Here is an 18,198-nt window from a genome sequence, read left to right as displayed (position 1 = left end):
TGTGGGTGGTTAATCAGAAAAATCGAGGCTCGTCTCTTAGCAACGACAGGCTTGGTTACATCTACAGTCGGACTTCTTATGCTAACAATTACTATATCACCGAATGTTCCATATTTGAGGAATCATATGAATAAGTCGCAGCCATCTTTATGGCTACGACTTTCTATTTTTTAAGAGGCTATTTCATCTATGAAAGCAAAGTGTAGCGGTTACCAGTATATTGCAGCGAGTACATGATCAGGTAGGGGAGATGTTATTAATGACTTTGAGAAGGACCTGATGGGGTTCATCAGAAAATGCGGATTTACAATGATAAAGAAATGCCAATATTAAAAAACCAACTTCCCCCTAAATTTATAAAGAAAAATTTTTTTTCATTACTTCATTGCGCTCTTTTGTTTAATAAAACTTGCTAAATCAATGCCGTCTATACTTCCCTGCTTTAAATTACCATTTTTTTCAAGTATTCAATAAATTCTTTGGCAGCTGGCGAAAGTTCTTTTAAGGAAATAGCGCCAATCGCAATCATTCGAAATTGTGCAGGTTCTAACGGACTGAAGCTTACGTGTCGTGGGGAATTTTGTAATACTAATGTCGGTATGATGCTGACACCTAAATTATTTTCCACCATAGCGATAATTGCTTGGTCATCTGCCATTTCAAATGCAATGTTAAATGTGCATTTTGTTTCTTTAACAATTCGTCTTATATCGTTGTCATACCCGCTTTTTTGAACAATAAATGGCTCATTCTCTAGCTGCTCTAAACGAACCTTCTGCTGTTTATTAAACGGATGATTCTTAGAAAAAATACAAATAAGTGGATCTATTTTTATGGGAATGGTTTTAAAAACATCCTGCGTAGGTAGCGACACAAAGCCAAAATCAACTTCTCCACGGATAATCCATTCTTCAATATCCTGATAACCGCCTTGTAAGATTTTAATTTCAATGGAAGGATAATCTTGTTTAAATTCTTTGATTAATAGTGGGAGCCAACTTGTACATATACTTGTAAACGCCCCAATGCGAATTGTACCAACTGCAAGTCCATTGATAGTTGCAGCCTCTTGTCTCATTTTTTCTTCCCAGTGCAAAATTTTTCGTATATAGATTAGAATTCTTTCTCCGTTTTCCGTTAAACTAACCCCAGTACGGGTACGAATCAGTAATGGAAAACCAAGTTCCATTTCGAGGTTAGAAATAGAATAGCTTACAGCTGATTGTGTCAACTGGAGGGCTTCACCTGCCTTTGTTAAACTACCTAATTCAACCACCGTTAAAAATACTTCATATTTCGCTAAGCTCAACTTTCTACCCTCCATACATCATTTTTTTTCATGTTAACATCTAAAAGTTAAATTTTATTTATGCACAGTTTATCGTTATACTTTCTTAAAAAGCAATACTTTATCACACAAGGATCGAGGGAGAAAATGTTTTATTCATTACTAGGTTGTTTGATTACTGCAATTGGTGTAAACGCAGGTCTTGTAGCTGTTCATTTATTTAGCACCTCGATTACAGGTGTTGGGGGGGAATTGCTCGCTATAATATTATTGCATTATCGGTATTTCTTGAATTGTTATACCCGATTCGCAACAGGTCCACCCTCTGTGGCTAGGATTTTCAATTGATGGTGCCTGCACGGGGATTGACACTGGTATGGGATGAACAATAGATTGGACCAAAGCTTTTAAAAACTCATTTATAAAAAATAGCTCAGCGACTAAAGAATATGTAGAGGTGGAAAATGAAAAAATTATTATTTATAACAGACTTGTACTATGAAGCCAAGGGGCGGGCGTATTACGAAGAAGATTTATATCTCACATCCGAGCTTCGAAAGGATTTTCAGTTAGTGATTTGTCACCCGAAAGACACCGAACCATTTGAACAGATAGTTGACGGCATTGTTTTCCGAAATGCGGGTCCTGTTGTTGAGTTTAAAGAAGAATATGCGGCTCTCAGACAACGTATGGATAAGTTCCAATTGAAAACATATAACAGTTTAAATGGAAAAGCCGATATGAATGGCAAGCAATATTTAATTGAGTGTACAAACGAGAAATTTCCAGTCATTCCAACCGTTGATACGCTAAAGGAATTAAATCGACTACCCGAAGTGGATACGTATATTGTCAAACCAAAAGACGGTGCGGATTCCATTGGTATGACGATTGTTTCAAAAGATGATTTGCCAAAAGTGGTAGATAATCATACGAAAGATACACTTATTCAGCCTTGTGTGAACTTTCAATATGAAGTGTCGTTCTACTTCATTGATCGTGAATTTCAATATGCACTTTACGCGCTAAATAAAAGTAAACGATGGCAACTAAAATATTATAATGCGACAAAAGAAGACTTAGTATTTGCACAGAAGTTTATTGATTGGAATAATTTAAATTGGGGAATTCAACGTGTTGATGCATGCAGAACAACAGACGGTCAGCTTTTACTTGTAGAGCTAGAGGACTTAAATCCTTATTTATCATTACTTGAACTTACACCTGAATTTCGTCACCGGTTTGTAGTAGGAATGAAAAAGTCTATTCAAAATATGTTGCAGTCATAAAACATGTCACTGATCGGGAAACCCTCAAAGCTTGAACTGGTGAGCATCTTGAGGGACGTCCAGAGAAACTGAAGGCTAGAGATATAGAAATGATGAAATCGCTCATAATAGCTTTTCATATTGTATTAATATGTAATCCTCTGATTCCAATATTAGGTATTTCCAATATAAACTTACTGCATCATATGTCAGCTTTAGGCTGGGAACATATCAATTCACTGGGAGAATAACGATTTTAATACAAAAAAAGTAGTATCATTAAATTCTATAAGACCACTAAAACTTTCTTAATATTGTTAAAAACAGGGGAATCGTCAGGAAAATATGCTTAGCGTTTTAAATCCACATTTTCCTGAAGGGGACCCCTGTTTACGGTTTTAGGAAAAATTCAAACTGTTGAATCAGATAAGGCCCCCCAATTGGTGCCATCAATAGTTTACTACCATTCATTTAACTTTTGCAAAAAATATATCCTTAAAACCTCCCATAGCTAATCCGTCTCATAATTATGATCATAGATCAAGACATAAATCCCCTGGCCATCTGCAGCCGTACTGCATGACACCTCTTACTTCTGAATATTTTCAGAGCTTGACCAGGCTGATCAATCCTACTCCGGCCATGATTACCGCAATGCCGACCAGTAGACGAAGCCATTCCTTGGGACTCTTCTTTTCCCTAAAAATCAGAATACTGCCAACGCAGGAGATGGCGATACTCGCCTGAGAGATCGGAAAACTGGCAGCGACCCCAATAAGCCCATTCGAAATGAATAACGCCAAATTCGCTACGCTCCACGACAAGCCTGTAGACAAGTTGCGCAGTATCTGAATCAGATGGAGCTTTTGCCCTCCCTTGCAGTTCATTAAAAGCGCTGAACACAGCATGCCAAGTGATTGCGGCAAGATGACCGACAGACCGGAGACATGAAAGACTTGATTAATAATAACATACAAGGTTAAGGCAATAGCTGAACAAACCAACATGACGAGAATTTGAAGGGGTAAAGGCTTGGACAAACCACTTGATCTCCCCTGATAGCTCGTCAGCAAGATCCCAGACAAAATAAATATAAGCGCTGCTAATCCAATACCAAATTGGTACCCGCTCGTCCATTCGCCCAAGATTAGTGCTGCAAAAAGCGTCGTTCCCATAAGTTGCAGCCCGCAAATAATAGGGATGGCCATTGAAACGCTTACTTTCTGGAAAGCTTGAAATTGAAGCAGTTGTCCTACGGACCAAAACACACCAGAGACAAAGCTCACAATAAATGGTGTGATTTGAAAGTTAACAGGTGAGTACGAATACAGGCACAGTGCGAACAATACGGCACCTATGACTGTCCCCGTCAGTTGCTCGCGAGGACTAGCTTTCGTCATTTGTGCCAGTATTGGCATAAATCCCCATCCTATAGCTGGAATAAAGGCAATGAGTGTATCCACATGCAGTTCCCCTCTCGTAAAGTGAGTTCTTCTCTGCAATCCTTTAAAATGTCATGCAGGAAAAACCAACAGCTCTACGATATCAAAACCACCCTGCCTCAGGCACCAGTATTTTTATAAGATACATATAGCAAAATCAAAGAACATTTTCACGATAAGCGCTTGGGGAAATTCCTACCATATTTTTAAATGCCCGTGAAAAGGTCAGCTGATCCGAGTAACCGACCGAGTTGGAGATTACTTGAATAGAGTAACTGGTATCCTGCAACAGCTCGCATGCCTTTTTAATTCGGATGTTCATTAAATACTGCTTTGGTGTTTCGCCTATTTCCTGCTTAAAAACAGAGGTTAAGTAATTTGGATGAAGCCCGAGATACTCTGCCACCTCACTGATTTGAATGCCCCCGTTGTAGTTTTTCTCCATATAGTTGATAGCTTGAACTGAATAGGGAAGCTCTTCTTTCACAGGCATCGTCTCACCTGATTCATGCACCAGCTTGGCGAGAATATGGCATAAGTAGCCCTGAATAGCTAAGGATGAAGAAAGTGTGTTATTCCCTATACGAAGCATTTCAAGAATAGTCGAATGAAAAAAAGTGATGTCTTCGATACTTACTACATACGGATTATCCTGAACAAGAGAGATATTCTGTAAGTACATTTCGGATTTGATCCCCATAAAACCCACCCAGCTGTACTCCCATGGCTCGTACTCATCAGCTTGATAATAAGCGGCCTTATTGGCAGGGATTAAAAAAGCCTGTCCCTTCTCTATGTTGTATGTTTCCTTATCTAATACCAGCTTGCCTCTCCCTTTTAATACAAAGTGAATAAGATTAAAATCCCTGGCGATAGGTCCAAAATCCTGATTGGGAGAACAAGGTTCCGAGCCACAATTATATAGAATTAAATCTGTAATATTTTTATGTTTTGAACTGGTGCGTGTGTCTACAAATTGAATCATATTGTCACCCATCCCTAACCTCCATGCTTCAAAATTTTATAGTTAACCAAGGGCGGTGTCCTCATAAATAAATATAGCATAAATTAAGAAGCATATCATAAGGCCAAAAATGATACCTTAATCTGTAAATGCATGAAATAATCTTTGTTTTTGCTATCCTCTACTTTAGAAAAAGCATGTACTCCTGCTACAGCTTTTGTTATTCTGTATCACAAGATAACGCTTACAGGTTTCCATAACAGCACATCATAACAGCCTGTTAGGATCGTCAATTTTTGAAAGGGGTTAAAACATGCTTACTTCTGCATCTGCAAAAAATAACGACAAAGTCAGTTTAAAAACACTAATCTCTTACTCAATGAGCAGCTATGGGATGAATGTTATTTACAATTTAACCGCCGTTTATCTCATGTTCTTCTATACTGACAGCTTTGGATTGAATGCGCTTGCAGTCGGGACATTGCTGATGGTGGCACGGGTGATTGACGCGGTAGTTGACATCTTTATCGGCATTGCCGTCGACAACACGAATACGCGTTGGGGGAAATTTAGACCTTACATGTTCATTGGAGCCTTCTTGGTAACACTCACCACCTTGGCACTCTTCCTCAGTCCGGACCTTTCTTCCGCCGGGAAGCTGGTTTACGCCTATGTTACCTATATCGCTTGGAGCATTAGCTATTCCATATTGGATATTCCGTATTGGTCACTGTCCGCAGCTATAACCAAGGATGCTGCAGAACGAACCAAAGTCGTGACTGTCCCTCGTACGGTTGCAAGCGCCGGCTTGTGGACGGTCAATGTCGTAGCGCTTCCCCTCGTCCATTTCTTCAACGGCTGGGCTGGAGCGGTTGCTGTACTTTGTGGTCTGTTCTTCGTCTGCATGATGTTTACGGTGTTTGGTGTAAAAGAAAAACACGTAGTGCCTCGCCATGAAAAACAGACGTTCAAAGGGGTACTCCGCCTATTCTTCTTTGAAAACCGACCTTTGCGACTGTTGATCATCTCGTTTTTCATTATCGAAATGACCGCCAACATCCGTAATGCGTTTACTCTGTATTATTTTAAATACAACCTAGGTGCCGAAGCATTCATTCCATTATTTATGGGACTAACGGTGGGCTTTCAGATTGCAGGCAACGTCGCAGTTCCGTTCATTGCCAAGTGGATCGGCAAAAAGAGCACTAGCATAGCAGGGGTGCTAATCACCTCCATATCCATGGTAGCCCTCTTCTTTTGCGGCAATTCTATTGTTCTTGTCTTTATTCTCAGCTGTATCATTTCATTTGGCGTAGGGCTGAACTATGTTGTCATGTCCACCATGCTAGCAGATTGCGTCGATTATGGAGAGTGGAAAACAGGAAACCGATCAGAGGGAATGGTTTTCTCAGCCAACGTTTTTCGGGCCAAATTGGCGGCCGCAATCGGCAGCGCCGTGGGTGGTTATGCGCTAGCGTTGGCGGGTTATCAGCCCAATATAGTCCAATCAAATACAACCCTTATTTGGCTCACACTACTATTTACGATTATTCCGGGAGTCCTGACATTTCTCTCCGTATTTCCAATGAAGAATTATGAACTGACGGAAACAATGAACAATAAAATCGTCCAAGAAGTTCGGGCAAGACGGGAACAAGGTGAACCATCCTTACAGTAACCAGATTCTAGTCCTTCGGGTGGTGCGCTTACTAGAGCAGTCGCCATGCTAGCCTATACAACTTTCTAAGACATGGGAGCAGCATCTGCACCGAACAACAGTACCTCCAGGTGTATAAGCCATGAAACATTCTATCCTGATTGGTGATCATTACCAAATAGAATTTCACACTAAAACCACGGTCTATTGCCCGGGGAATGAAATACAAAAGCTTAAAATAAAGCCAAAAAGGATTGCCTAGCATCAGGCAATCCTTTTTATCTATGCTTCACATAAAACATAGAAAGTGCTTTGAAGCACCTCTGCGAACAACAATCAACGGAACATTCCCCATAGCTTGATCAGATGGAACGTATTGGACGGATCAATTTTTTGTGCCAATACGAAGGCGGTCAGTTGCTCTTCCTGGGCAGCCGTCAATCGTTCGTTTAAAATAGCAGAAGTGGTCTTCACAAGATGACGCACCTTAGCTTTATTTTGCAGATCTGCTTTAGTTACACCCTCGATCTGCTGCTTAACCCGTTCCTTGAGCGCACGATTTTTCATTTTTAACTTAATCCGCTCTACCAGTTGTGGACTAATTCCATATTGCTGATAGCTCAATGTGCCACACCTCCCATATCATTCGGTCATTCCCAAATATATGACGGCCAGCCTGTCCATTGTGCCTATCTGTTAAAAACGTTTAGAGCACCTTCATAATTATGGCAGATCAGTCGATAAGATCTCCCTGGAAAATCTGCTCTTTTTGCAAATAACCACGAAGTGCTTCATACTGCGGAGAAGTCCAAAAAGAGGAGTCCTTGATTAGGTCAGTTGCATCCTCACGTGCCTTTTCCAGTACCTCAAAATCCGCTACCATATCTGCTAAGCGAAACTCGGGCAACCCGCTCTGCTTAGTACCAAAGAAGTCCCCCGGCCCTCTCAAATCCAGATCGCGTCTAGCAACCTCAAAACCGTCGTCCGTATCGGTCATAACCTTCATCCGCTCCTGACCAACCTCCGACTTAGGATCAGCGATCAGTACACAGTACGAGGCATGTGCGCCCCGTCCGACACGTCCACGTAACTGATGTAACTGGGACAATCCAAAGCGATCTGCATCCATTATGATCATTAGCGTCGCATTAGGCACGTCTACCCCTACTTCTACAACCGTGGTTGAAACGAGTAACTGGACCTCGTTTGCATAGAAGGAACGCATAACCTCTTCCTTTTCTGCAGGAGTCATTCGTCCGTGCAGTAGCCCAACACGATAATGTGGAAAGGCTTGCTGCATTTGGATATGCAGATCAATGGCATTCTGTACGTCCAGCTTCTCCGACTCTTCAATCAACGGACAAATCAGATAAGCTTGCCGTCCCTGATCTACTTCACGGGAAATAAAGCCAAGCACTCGATCCATCAGCTCATGCTTCACCCAGTACGTAGAAATTGGAATACGTCCTTTGGGCCGCTCTGATATCGTAGAAACATCCATATCACCAAAAGCAGTAATCGCCAGCGTACGTGGGATCGGTGTGGCCGTCATAGTCAGCACATCGGGATTGTAGCCCTTGCGGCGCAATACACTACGCTGGTTTACTCCAAATCTATGCTGCTCATCCGTTACAACCAGTCCAAGCTGACGGAAATACACATCCTCCTGAATAAGGGCATGCGTGCCCACAATAATATCCAGCAGCCCCATTTGAAGAGCGGCAAGTAACTCCTTGCGCTTTTTCCCAGTTGTACTTCCTGTCAGTAGCCCAACACTGATTCCAAAGGGTTCAAACAGCTTGTGAAGCGACCGCATGTGCTGCTCGGCCAAAATTTCGGTTGGCACCATGAGTGCTCCCTGAAAACCGGAACGTACGGTGGCAAATAAACCGATGGCGGCAACCACTGTTTTTCCCGAGCCCACATCTCCTTGAAGCAGACGGTTCATGCAATAAGGTGAGCGTAGATCCTGCAGTATTTCAAGCTCGACCTTCTTCTGTGCATCCGTTAATTCAAAGGGCAAAGCCCTCACAAATTCACGAATCGTGGCGTTATCCACCGTATGCACCACCCCGTCCGCTCGACCACGGTTTAACGCCCGGAATGCTTGCATTTTCAGTTGGAATAAAAATAGCTCCTCATACACCATCCGTTGCCGAGCCTCTTGTCCCTCTCGATTGTCCTGAGGTTGGTGTATGCCTGCAATCGCCTGCTTGCGCGGCATCAGACTATACTTGCGCACCAGCAGATCCGGCAATATCTCGGGAATTATTTGGCCGAACTGCTGGAGCGTTTGATTCATTGTTTTCCGCATCCAACTCTGCGTAATCTTGCCCCCTATAGAATACACTGGTTGAAGTGTCCCTGAGCGGGCCACTCCTTTATCAGGGAATTCAGAGTCTGCAACAGTCATCTGCATTCGCTTGAGATCCCATTTACCAGTCACCACAATTTCGCGACCTGATGTTAGCTGGTCCTTCAAAAAATGCCGATTAAACCAGGTTGCAGTAAACATCCAATCCTCGGCCATCAGTTTGCAAGTCAACCTTGATTTACGTCCGTAACGTTGAAGCACCGGAATGCCCATAATTTTTGCCTGTACTGTAATCTTATCTCCGTCTTTCACTTCGCTTAGCGAGCGTAGTCGGTAATCTTCATACCGAAACGGATAATATTCCAGCATGTCTTGCACATTAGAAATGCCAAAAGCGTGAAGCTCTCCTTCTTTGAGAGCACTCACGCCGTGTATTTGTTTTAAAGGTATTTGATCCAATTGCAGCATATTACCTCTCATCTCCAGCCGGCCATGCAAAAATACCAATCGTTCCTGGTCCCACATGAGTTCCAATCACGGCACCAAGTTCGGTATATATTTGATCTCCAAGCTCAAAATGCTCTGCCAACTGAGCAACGAACGCTTCAGCCGCCGAACGATCTGCCGTATGACCTATAGCAATATTAATTTTTTGGCCTTTTAAATCCCGCTCCAGCAATTCAATAATTCGTGCTGTCGCTTTTTTATACCCTCTTGCCTTATCAGCCGAGTAAATAATCCCTTCTTTGTCAATCGAAAGAATTGGCTTAATGTTAAGCAACGTACCAACCATAGCAGCTGCCTTGCCAATTCGTCCGCCTTTTTGCAAGTATTCCAGTGTATCCACCAGGAAATACAAACAACGGCGTTCCCCAAGACGTTCCACACCCTGAACAATAACAGCCGGGGATTGCCCGGCAGCAGCTAGCTCTGCGGCATAAACTACGAGCATACCGTAGCCATAGGACGCCGACTTGGAATCCACTACGGTCACTCTATCTTCATGTTTCTCCAACATGGATTTGCCCAGCAGAGCGGATTGGTACGTTCCGCTCACACCAGAGGACAAATGGATAGAGATAATCTGGCTCTCGGGATATTGCTCCAACAACGCCCTGTACGTCTCTAAAAAGCGGGCGGGTGATGGCTGTGACGTCGTAGGCAGGCTATCAGCCCGTACCAACTCACTGTAAAACTGCGCAGCTGACATCTCTATGCCGTCCAGGTATGCTGTGCTGCCGAACATCACCGTTAGTGGTACAACAACTATACCGAGTCGGTCTACTAATTCCTGTGGAATATCAGCTGTGCTATCTGTCAAAATGATGGTACTGCTCATCGGTCAGGCCTCCTTATAGTGGGCTACTAAATTACGTTCCACCACATCAGGTTTCCACTGAGAACAGATAAGGGTAAATCGGCTGACCACCTTCATGAACTTCCACTTCAACATCCGAATAATTTTCTTCAAGCCACGTAACAAGCTGATCTGTCTCTTCTTGTTTTGCGTCCGATCCTGTAAGAATCGTAACAATTTCATCGCCATTCACCAGCATTTTCGCCAGCAAAAGACGAGCAGTTCCTAATAATTGCTCCTCAGTCGACACAATTTTGGAATCCTGAATACCAATGTAGTGACCCGCTGTAATATGCAGATCATCAAGTGTCGTATCCCGTACCGCATAGGTCACTTGTCCAGACTTCACACGGGTGACTGCGTCCCGCATATTATCTTGGTTTATCTCAAAGGCTTCCTCCTCTTGGAAGGCAAATGCTGCTGCAATGCCCTGAGGGATTGTTTTGCTTGGAATAACCGATACCAAACGTTCCACCTCTAGCAATTCACGTGCTTGTTCAGCTGCCAAAATTATATTGGAGTTATTCGGCAGAATAAAAATATGTTGAGCCGCAATTGAGCGGGCCGCATTCACGAAGTCCTCTGTGCTCGGGTTCATTGTCTGACCACCAGATAGGACAACATCAACTCCCAGACTTCTGAAAATATCAGCAATCCCTTCACCAGATGCCACAGCTATAAAACCAAAGGGTGCCAATTCATGAGCTGGGGGCTCAGATGGCTCTTCCTCACGCGCAGGCTCTGTTGGTATTTCAGCAAACCACTCAGGCTCAGGAGCACCGTCCATACCCGCAGACAACAAATCACGATGCTGTTCGCGCATATTCAAAATTCGAATCTGTGTAATTTCCCCGTAGCGCAGCGCAAGATTTAAGACTTCACCTGGGGCCTTAGAATGCACATGAACCTTGATGACATCATCATCCGAAATAACGATAATCGAATCGCCATCAACTGACAACGCTTTCCGGAAAGCTTCCTCATCAAAACTCGTACCTTGCGCTTCGCCCAGTTGTCGATTAATAAAAAACTCCATATCATACAAAAATTCAATATTCTCCGTTTCGAGCTTCGCCTGCGCAGAAATCGGCGCATCTGGAGAAGGAGCAACAGGCGCAGCAGTCGGTCTCTCCGATACATAAGGAGCAGAAACTGGACGTACATTATTACCCTTTAGACTTGGAGATGTCACCAGTCCGCTTCCAAGATGCTGCATAAATCCTTCATAAATATACACAAGCCCTTGCCCACCCGAGTCTACAACTCCTACTTGTTTCAATACAGGAAGCATGTCCTGCGTCATGGCAAGCGTTTCTTTTGCTTTGGCAAGCACTTCTTCCATCAGCTCTGTGATGTCGTTCGTACGGCGCGAGAAAAACACAGCATGTCTGGCCGCTTCCTTCGCCACGGTAAGAATTGTACCCTCCACCGGCTTAACCACCGCCTTGTAGGCCGCATCCACCCCGCTCTGCAATGCCGATGCGAACTGAAGAGTATTCAATTCCTCGTATGGGGCAGCGTAACGGCTGAAGCCACGGAACAACTGAGACAGGATAACCCCTGAATTGCCGCGGGCTCCCATCAGCAAACCTTTGGATAATATGCCGGACATGACACCGATGGAGGAAGAATCCCCCCTCTTCAATTCCGTTACGCCCGCGCTCATCGTCAGATTCATATTAGTCCCCGTATCACCGTCTGGTACCGGGAATACATTTAGTGAATTGACATGCTCCGCATGCTGCTGTAATTGTTCCGCCCCGGCTAAAACCATCGCGGTAAAGTCTGTTCCATTCAAAGAACGATTACTCAAGAGAATTCCCCTTCCTAGCTTAATACAATTGTTTTACAATCCATCTTCACAACACTTGTTCAAGGTTTAATTGAATTATACTAAAGCCAGACGACGAATACGAATGTCACCCTTTCGTAAGCCTCCGTACCCCTACTCTGGTTCTCTTCCATAGCTCATATAATATGAAAAACCAGTCACTGCCCAACAAAAAATCATTGGCCGGAATAATAGTTATGGTCCCGCCTCTGAACTGCCCGGCATGACTGGATTAAGAATTCACATTCCTTAAAAAACAAAATAATCACAGCAATAGCTATCCCATATTGTACTATAATGCGAAAGAGAAATAAATAAAGTTTTTGAATCAGTTGACGGAGCTTTTTTGACTATGATATTATATTTAAGTATTGTTTTGTTCAGGTTAGTGACTTGTAAAGTCCGGCTGAGCCAGTCGGCCTGAAGAGCGACCCATTCCATATGGAGTTTGGTTATTTTCAGAATAGGAGGTGGAATCATGTCTCGTAAATGTTCTGTAACAGGCAAAAAGCCTAGCAGCGGTAACCACGTATCTCACGCTAACAACCGTAATCGCCGTACTTGGGGCGTCAACGTACAAAAAGTTCGCATTCTCGTTAACGGTAAACCGAAACGCGTTTATGTCAGCACTCGTGCATTGAAAGCCGGTAAAGTGACTCGCGTGTAATCGTAAAAAAATATCGTTATAAACAAAAGGCACCTCGTTTTAAACGGGTGCTTTTTTGGTTATTCGAATAATACTTCACTGATTCAGGAGAACAAAATGTCAGGCACCTTCCCGTGCGTTCCTGTCGTTTACGGCCGAGCTATCGATCTGCTGTGCCCGGGAAGCGTGCCCCTGATGTACCTTTGGCTTTCATCCTACATCCTGTGTTAGCCTTACGTTGAATTCAGTTTTTCTGGAATGTATTCAAAATGGCTTTGACGAATCCACCCAGAAATTTTGGCAGCTTGATTGTATAAAACTTCATGCCTCACCCTCCCCATCATCCTCCTGCATCCGTTCTCTGTAGTTTATGCAACCTGTAAAGGGTTGTTGCCCCACAAAAAAAGGCTACATGAGAATCCCGCTCATGTAACCATATTTATGCACAACCATCCCAGGCTATACCATCAGACAAGCCCGCGAAGATAGAGATATGCTGAAAGTATAAAAATAAACAGAATATAATAAAGCACACAGCACACCACAAAACCGATACGCAAACCACGCCGTTCATTTTTACGAAAATAAAACAGTACAATAAGAACAGCCAGAAGTGAAAGAATGGCATTCCAAGGCGACTTCACTAGCGAGAAACAGCTGAGGGTCAAGCCCGTCAGCATGCTCGCTAAGGTCATCCACAGTGCTTCAGTTAGCTTCACTTGGACAAATGAGTGACACTGTCCCGAATAGCAGTAATAGCTGCTGCGCGGTCCGCTCTGCCGTAAACCGCACTACCTGCTACCAATACGTCAGCACCCGCTTCAAATACGGCTGGTGCCGTCTCCTCCGCAATACCTCCGTCCACCTCGATATGTACGTCTGGACGACCCAATTCGTTCAACCAAGCACGGATTTGTCTAATTTTATTCAAGGTCTCTGGGATGAAGGACTGTCCCCCAAAACCAGGATTAACCGTCATCACTAGAATCATATCCACATTGGGCAGCACTTCCTTGATCGCATATGGTGATGTCCCCGGATTGAGAGCCACTCCTGCCAGCGCTCCTTGCTGCTTGATCAAGTGAATGACACCGTGCAAATGAACACAGGCCTCAGCATGAACCGTAATGATATTGGCTCCTGCTTTTATAAAATCACCAATATAACGTTCAGGGTGCTCAATCATGAGATGAACGTCCAATGGAAGATTTGTATGCGGCCGAATAGCCTGAACGATAGGGGGACCAAGTGTAATATTGGGTACAAAATGACCATCCATAACATCCACATGAATCCAGTCCGCTCCCGCTGCTTGGGCTTCCGCAACTTCACTGCCCAAACGAGCAAAATCAGCGGATAAAATCGACGGTGCTATTTTTAACATATGCTCAATACCTCCGCTTTTTTTCTTTTAATTCCTGATAAAATTGCAGATAGCTATTATATCGTCCCTGTGAAATATGTCCTTCTTCCAAGGCCTCTCTTACTTTACAGCCAGGTTCGTGAATATGCGTACAACCTCGGAATTTGCATCCTTCGGCATACTGCTGGAATTCCCGAAAAGAAGGCGATAACTCATCCACACCCAGCTCCAAAAAATCCAGTTGGCTAAACCCCGGTGTATCTGCTACAAACCCACCATTGTCTAAAGGAATTAGCTCCACATGACGAGTCGTATGTCTACCTCGTCCCAGCTTATTGCTGATGGCGCTCGTCTCCAGCGTCAACCCGGGCTGCAAAGCATTAAGCATAGAGGACTTTCCTACACCTGACTGACCAGAGAACACGCTGATTTGGTTGGCTAACAGCTTCTTAAGCTCAACCGTACCCTCTCCGGTACGGGCACTGGTTACCAGCACCTCATAACCGATCTTCTGGTACATTTCCTGCACCATCAGCACCGTATCATCCTCTGAAGGGCTGCCTTCATATAAATCGCGCTTGGTCAGACAAATAATCGTATCCAGTCCAGCATGCTCAATATGGACTAAAAATTTGTCCAGTAAAGGCAGGTTTAAATCCGGCTCACGCAGAGAAAACAACAGCACGGCCAATGTGGTATTAGCTACTGGAGGACGAATTAACTCCGACGTACGCTTTCTAATCTCCTTGACCATACCTTCCCCGTTTTCGGTCAGTTCGTAAACAACCCGATCACCAACAAGAGGTGTAATCTCTTTTTTCTTGAAAAGGCCGCGTGCTCTGCATTGTACTGTGGCTTCGCCGGATACCGGACGCCCATCCTGATCCAGGCTGGAGACATAATAATATCCGCTAAGCGCCTTGACGATCAGACCTTCAGGCATGTATAAGATGTCCTCCTTCATAATGTTTAAGTTTCATTCGTGTAACAGGTCGAGCATCTTCTTCTAGCAAGCTCACTGATGCTGCGCAGCCTCGATCACTTTGTCCTTCTTTTTATGGGAACTATGACCGGGGTTGTTTTTTTTGCTAACCGCTAACTCACTGCGCGTAACTCCCGCGGAATCATTTCTTGGGGCAAAGGCAGAAGGGTCACCATTGCCTTCTGTGCCCTCCTGGTTGCTAGAGTCGCCTCCACCATTACCACTATCATTAGAAGATTCCCCACTGTTTCCTTCCTCGCCGTTTCCACTTCCATTCTGCGAGGAAGTACCACCAGGAGCATCGGTCGGTGATGTTCCCGCAGGTGGAGCAATTTGAGGCATCGTCACCGTTCCGTTTTTGGCATCAATATAAGAAACAGGATATGTGTCAACAAAAGCTCCATCTCTGAATACTGAGACGACACTGTCTTTGTTAGGGGCCATCAGGAGGTTAATCGTAAACACCTGTGTCGTATTAATCGTACGACTTCCCCACTCCTGATTTTCTCCACGTGCATCTGTATAAGTGATACGAATTTTACTGTTCTTGCCCTCTTCCTTCGGCGCCACAGGTACATTAAACGGTAACGTAATGGCTTCTGGCGGGTAACCGGTGCTTACATAAAACGTAATTTCCGTATTTGGAGGCAAATCACTGCCCGCCTCTGACGGCCATTGTTTAGTTACTTTTCCTTTGTCCTGCTCATAGCTGGACTCCTCTTTAATCGAGCCAACCTTCAGTCCCGCCTTTTTGACCTCATTTTCCGCTTGGCTCTGCGTCATCCCCACCAGATTCGGCATTTTTACAGTAGCAGCGCCTTTGCTGACTGTGAGCACTACCTGAACCGAATCCTTATCAAAAGGCTCATTTGCAGTAGGTGTCTGGCTAAGAACAGTCCCTTCGGGTTGATCACTGAACTGCTCATTTTGCTGAATCTGCGTTTCCTTAATTTGCTGAGCCGTCAACAGCTTGACTGCATTCTCGTAGCTTTGCCCTTTGACATCCGGCATCGGGGTGAGCGGCTTGGCAATCCCAACCTTCAGACTAATCTCCGTTCCTTCCTTGACTAGAGAACCTTCAGGGTAGCTTTGATAAAAAACAACTCCTGGTGCAATCCCTTCTTTATATTCGTGCTGGATTGGCTCGTCAATGACTAGTCCTGCTTTACTTAGAACGAGCTTCGCTTGGTCTTCTGTTTGTGTCAATACACTTGGTACTTTCACCTCAGGCACGACAAGTGCACTTTGCACGTAGTACACCACGCCACCCATGCATAAAAGTAGCACCAATACTAGTGTTACCCAGAATATCGTTTTTTTTCTATTTTTCTTGGAGGATTGCTTGCTCGAAAGCTGTTCAGACTCACGAGGTTGGACAGGGACATCATCCCCACTGGAAGACACACCTAATTGTTGAGGCTTAATAGCTGGAATAACCCGCGTTTGGTCCTCATCATCCAAATGTGTAAACTCCAGCTTGGATTCATTGCGCCGCCCTGGTAGCAAACAGGTTTCCAAATCTCTTAGCATTTCGTCTGCCGATTGGTAACGTTCCTCTGGATTTTTGCGCATTGATTTTAAAATGACATTTTCCACGCTTTGCGGAATCAAAGGATTAATTTTACGCGGTTCCTCAAATTCCTCTTGCAAATGCTTGAGTGCCACACTAATTGGGCTCTCTCCCAAAAAAGGAAGCTGTGCCGTCAACATTTGGTATAAGACAATACCTAAAGAATATAAGTCCGATTTTTCGCCGGTGACGACACCCTTTGCATGCTCAGGTGAAAAATAATGAACAGAACCCACAACAGAACCTGTCTGGGTAATTGTTGTTGACGTAACAGCTCGAGCAATCCCAAAATCGGTTACCTTAACCCGTCCATTACGTCCAATTAAGATGTTATGAGGCTTAATATCCCGGTGAATAATCTGATTTTGGTGAGCATGTTCCAGCGCATCACAAATCTGGGAAGCAATCCGCACTGCTTCATCCACTTGTAATGGCGCACGTTCTTTAATAATCTCATTCAAATTTTTGCCTTCGACGCACTCCATTACAATATAATGGATTTCATCCTCTTGGCCGACATCATAAATACTGACCACGTTCGAATGAGAAAGCGAGGCGGCCGACTGAGCCTCGCGCCGGAATCGGCGAATAAATTCCTCATCATGAACAAATTGCTGACGCAACACCTTAACTGCGACATTGCGATTCAGCAAAATGTCTTGAGCCTTATACACCAGCGCCATACCGCCGCCACCGATGCGCTCAATAATTTCATATCTTCCCCCAAGCAGGTGCCCGATCATGCTTCACACCCCTTTTCACTCAATGAAACCGTGTTGTCGGGCAATTCAAACAAAGCTACAGTAATGTTATCGTCTCCACCGGCAAGCAGCGCCAAATGTAGCAGACGATCAGCACGTTCCTCCAAAGGATTTTCTGCGGCACCTACTACCTTACTGATCTGTTCTTCTGTTACCAAATTGCTCAGTCCGTCGCTGCATAGTAATAGCACATCGCCTTTTTCCAGCGTAATGGTGTCAATGTCCACCTTTACCTCGGAATCAGTGCCCAATGCCCGTGTCAGCACATTGCGACGGGGATGGTTTTCCCGCTCTTCCTTACTGATCTGCCCGTTTTTGAACAACTCATTCACCAATGTATGATCTTCTGTAAGCTGGCGTACCGTTCCTTTGGAAATCACATAGGCGCGGCTGTCACCGATATGCCCAATAATTCCAGATGCATCGTTGAGCAAAACAGCAACAACTGTCGTCCCCATATTATGATATTGCTCATCGCGCGCAGCCGTTTGGAAGATGACTTCATTGGCATGCAAAATAGCGTCGCTGAGCGCCGCCGTCAAAGAATGTGCGGATAATCCGCTCTCCAGCGTCGCCAAATCAGCGGCAAGTGTCTCTACCGCAAGACGGCTGGCCGTATCACCGGCCAAATGCCCTCCCATGCCATCGGCAACAATTCCAAGAATATAGCCTTGCTCCAAGTGCCTGATCCAGGCAGAATCCTCATTCACCGAACGCACACGTCCGACATGGCTGACATGAACTGTTTTGATCAA

At 44.4% G+C, this 18,198-nt stretch carries 16 protein-coding genes; 3 read left to right on the top strand and 13 right to left on the bottom strand.

Annotated features, from left to right (window positions below):
* Nucleotides 1-442: 442 nt before the first annotated feature.
* Nucleotides 443-1,309 (bottom strand): LysR family transcriptional regulator, encoded by an 867-nt coding sequence (locus tag ABEW32_RS15880; protein ID WP_430189127.1) that lies wholly within the window; start codon nucleotides 1,307-1,309, stop codon nucleotides 443-445.
* A 443-nt stretch (nucleotides 1,310-1,752) separates the two neighbouring features.
* Here ABEW32_RS15880 and ABEW32_RS15875 point away from each other — a divergent pair, with 443 nt between their 5' ends.
* Nucleotides 1,753-2,577 (top strand): hypothetical protein, encoded by an 825-nt coding sequence (locus ABEW32_RS15875; RefSeq protein ID WP_430189124.1) that lies wholly within the window; start codon nucleotides 1,753-1,755, stop codon nucleotides 2,575-2,577.
* A 584-nt stretch (nucleotides 2,578-3,161) separates the two neighbouring features.
* On the opposite strand, the gene ABEW32_RS15870 is transcribed toward ABEW32_RS15875, so the two are convergent.
* A complete protein-coding gene (locus ABEW32_RS15870; RefSeq protein ID WP_430189123.1) occupies nucleotides 3,162-4,019 on the bottom strand; it encodes a GRP family sugar transporter in 858 nt (285 codons plus the stop codon).
* A 136-nt stretch (nucleotides 4,020-4,155) separates the two neighbouring features.
* Nucleotides 4,156-4,995 carry an AraC family transcriptional regulator gene (locus tag ABEW32_RS15865; protein ID WP_430189119.1) on the bottom strand — a complete coding sequence of 280 codons (840 nt, stop codon included), beginning with the start codon at nucleotides 4,993-4,995 and terminating at the stop codon, nucleotides 4,156-4,158.
* Between the two features lie 280 nt (nucleotides 4,996-5,275).
* Here ABEW32_RS15865 and ABEW32_RS15860 point away from each other — a divergent pair, with 280 nt between their 5' ends.
* Nucleotides 5,276-6,640, top strand: a complete 1,365-nt coding sequence (locus ABEW32_RS15860) for an MFS transporter (RefSeq protein WP_430189117.1) — start codon at nucleotides 5,276-5,278, stop codon at nucleotides 6,638-6,640.
* A gap of 315 nt (nucleotides 6,641-6,955) precedes the next feature.
* On the opposite strand, the gene ABEW32_RS15855 is transcribed toward ABEW32_RS15860, so the two are convergent.
* The 4 genes from ABEW32_RS15855 to ABEW32_RS15840 all read right to left on the bottom strand — a co-directional run bounded on the left by ABEW32_RS15855 (nucleotide 6,956) and on the right by ABEW32_RS15840 (nucleotide 12,103).
* Entirely contained in the window at nucleotides 6,956-7,243 is a 288-nt protein-coding gene (locus ABEW32_RS15855) for a stage VI sporulation protein F (RefSeq protein WP_430189115.1), read from the bottom strand.
* Between the two features lie 109 nt (nucleotides 7,244-7,352).
* Nucleotides 7,353-9,401 carry an ATP-dependent DNA helicase RecG gene (gene recG / locus ABEW32_RS15850; protein WP_430190390.1) on the bottom strand — a complete coding sequence of 683 codons (2,049 nt, stop codon included), beginning with the start codon at nucleotides 9,399-9,401 and terminating at the stop codon, nucleotides 7,353-7,355.
* A gap of 1 nt (nucleotide 9,402) precedes the next feature.
* Entirely contained in the window at nucleotides 9,403-10,272 is an 870-nt protein-coding gene (locus ABEW32_RS15845) for a DegV family protein (protein WP_430189113.1), read from the bottom strand.
* Between the two features lie 46 nt (nucleotides 10,273-10,318).
* Nucleotides 10,319-12,103: a DAK2 domain-containing protein gene (locus tag ABEW32_RS15840; protein ID WP_430189110.1), complete on the bottom strand. Its 1,785-nt coding sequence runs from the start codon at nucleotides 12,101-12,103 to the stop codon at nucleotides 10,319-10,321.
* Nucleotides 12,104-12,599: 496 nt separating this feature from the next.
* Between ABEW32_RS15840 and rpmB the strand changes: the two genes are divergently transcribed.
* Nucleotides 12,600-12,788: a 50S ribosomal protein L28 gene (rpmB, locus tag ABEW32_RS15835; protein ID WP_007430992.1), complete on the top strand. Its 189-nt coding sequence runs from the start codon at nucleotides 12,600-12,602 to the stop codon at nucleotides 12,786-12,788.
* Between the two features lie 223 nt (nucleotides 12,789-13,011).
* Here rpmB and spoVM read toward each other — a convergent pair whose 3' ends face one another.
* The 6 genes from spoVM to ABEW32_RS15805 all read right to left on the bottom strand — a co-directional run bounded on the left by spoVM (nucleotide 13,012) and on the right by ABEW32_RS15805 (nucleotide 18,198).
* On the bottom strand, nucleotides 13,012-13,092 hold the full coding sequence (spoVM, locus tag ABEW32_RS15830; RefSeq protein ID WP_010345573.1) for a stage V sporulation protein SpoVM: 81 nt from the start codon (nucleotides 13,090-13,092) through the stop codon (nucleotides 13,012-13,014).
* Nucleotides 13,093-13,234: 142 nt separating this feature from the next.
* Nucleotides 13,235-13,486, bottom strand: a complete 252-nt coding sequence (locus tag ABEW32_RS15825) for a hypothetical protein (protein WP_430189107.1) — start codon at nucleotides 13,484-13,486, stop codon at nucleotides 13,235-13,237.
* Complete coding sequence (gene rpe, locus ABEW32_RS15820) at nucleotides 13,483-14,151, bottom strand: ribulose-phosphate 3-epimerase (RefSeq protein WP_430189104.1); 669 nt, start codon at nucleotides 14,149-14,151, stop codon at nucleotides 13,483-13,485. The genes ABEW32_RS15825 and rpe overlap by 4 nt, the downstream gene beginning before the upstream one ends.
* Nucleotides 14,152-14,155: 4 nt before the next feature.
* Nucleotides 14,156-15,073 (bottom strand): ribosome small subunit-dependent GTPase A, encoded by a 918-nt coding sequence (rsgA, locus tag ABEW32_RS15815; protein WP_430189101.1) that lies wholly within the window; start codon nucleotides 15,071-15,073, stop codon nucleotides 14,156-14,158.
* A 72-nt stretch (nucleotides 15,074-15,145) separates the two neighbouring features.
* Complete coding sequence (gene pknB, locus ABEW32_RS15810) at nucleotides 15,146-17,425, bottom strand: Stk1 family PASTA domain-containing Ser/Thr kinase (RefSeq protein ID WP_430189099.1); 2,280 nt, start codon at nucleotides 17,423-17,425, stop codon at nucleotides 15,146-15,148.
* A complete protein-coding gene (locus ABEW32_RS15805) occupies nucleotides 17,422-18,198 on the bottom strand; it encodes a Stp1/IreP family PP2C-type Ser/Thr phosphatase (RefSeq protein ID WP_430189096.1) in 777 nt (258 codons plus the stop codon). Before ABEW32_RS15805 ends, pknB begins: the two co-directional genes overlap by 4 nt.

Source organism: Paenibacillus jamilae (assembly GCF_050482105.1).
Taxonomy (GTDB): domain Bacteria; phylum Bacillota; class Bacilli; order Paenibacillales; family Paenibacillaceae; genus Paenibacillus; species Paenibacillus jamilae_B.
The sequence above is the reverse complement of the archived record's forward strand: the minus strand, read 5'-3'. Positions and strand labels throughout refer to the sequence as shown.

Bases quoted from the DNA above. Each gene is read 5' to 3' on its own strand.
- ABEW32_RS15875 (WP_430189124.1), top strand. From the start codon at position 1,753: ATGAAAAAATTATTATTTATAACAGACTTGTACTATGAAGCCAAGGGG.
- ABEW32_RS15865 (WP_430189119.1), bottom strand. From the start codon at position 4,995: ATGGGTGACAATATGATTCAATTTGTAGACACACGCACCAGTTCAAAA.
- ABEW32_RS15860 (WP_430189117.1), top strand. From the start codon at position 5,276: ATGCTTACTTCTGCATCTGCAAAAAATAACGACAAAGTCAGTTTAAAA.
- recG (WP_430190390.1), bottom strand. From the start codon at position 9,401: ATGCTGCAATTGGATCAAATACCTTTAAAACAAATACACGGCGTGAGT.
- ABEW32_RS15845 (WP_430189113.1), bottom strand. From the start codon at position 10,272: ATGAGCAGTACCATCATTTTGACAGATAGCACAGCTGATATTCCACAG.
- rpmB (WP_007430992.1), top strand. From the start codon at position 12,600: ATGTCTCGTAAATGTTCTGTAACAGGCAAAAAGCCTAGCAGCGGTAAC.
- spoVM (WP_010345573.1), bottom strand. From the start codon at position 13,092: ATGAAGTTTTATACAATCAAGCTGCCAAAATTTCTGGGTGGATTCGTC.
- rpe (WP_430189104.1), bottom strand. From the start codon at position 14,151: ATGTTAAAAATAGCACCGTCGATTTTATCCGCTGATTTTGCTCGTTTG.
- rsgA (WP_430189101.1), bottom strand. From the start codon at position 15,073: ATGCCTGAAGGTCTGATCGTCAAGGCGCTTAGCGGATATTATTATGTC.
- pknB (WP_430189099.1), bottom strand. From the start codon at position 17,425: ATGATCGGGCACCTGCTTGGGGGAAGATATGAAATTATTGAGCGCATC.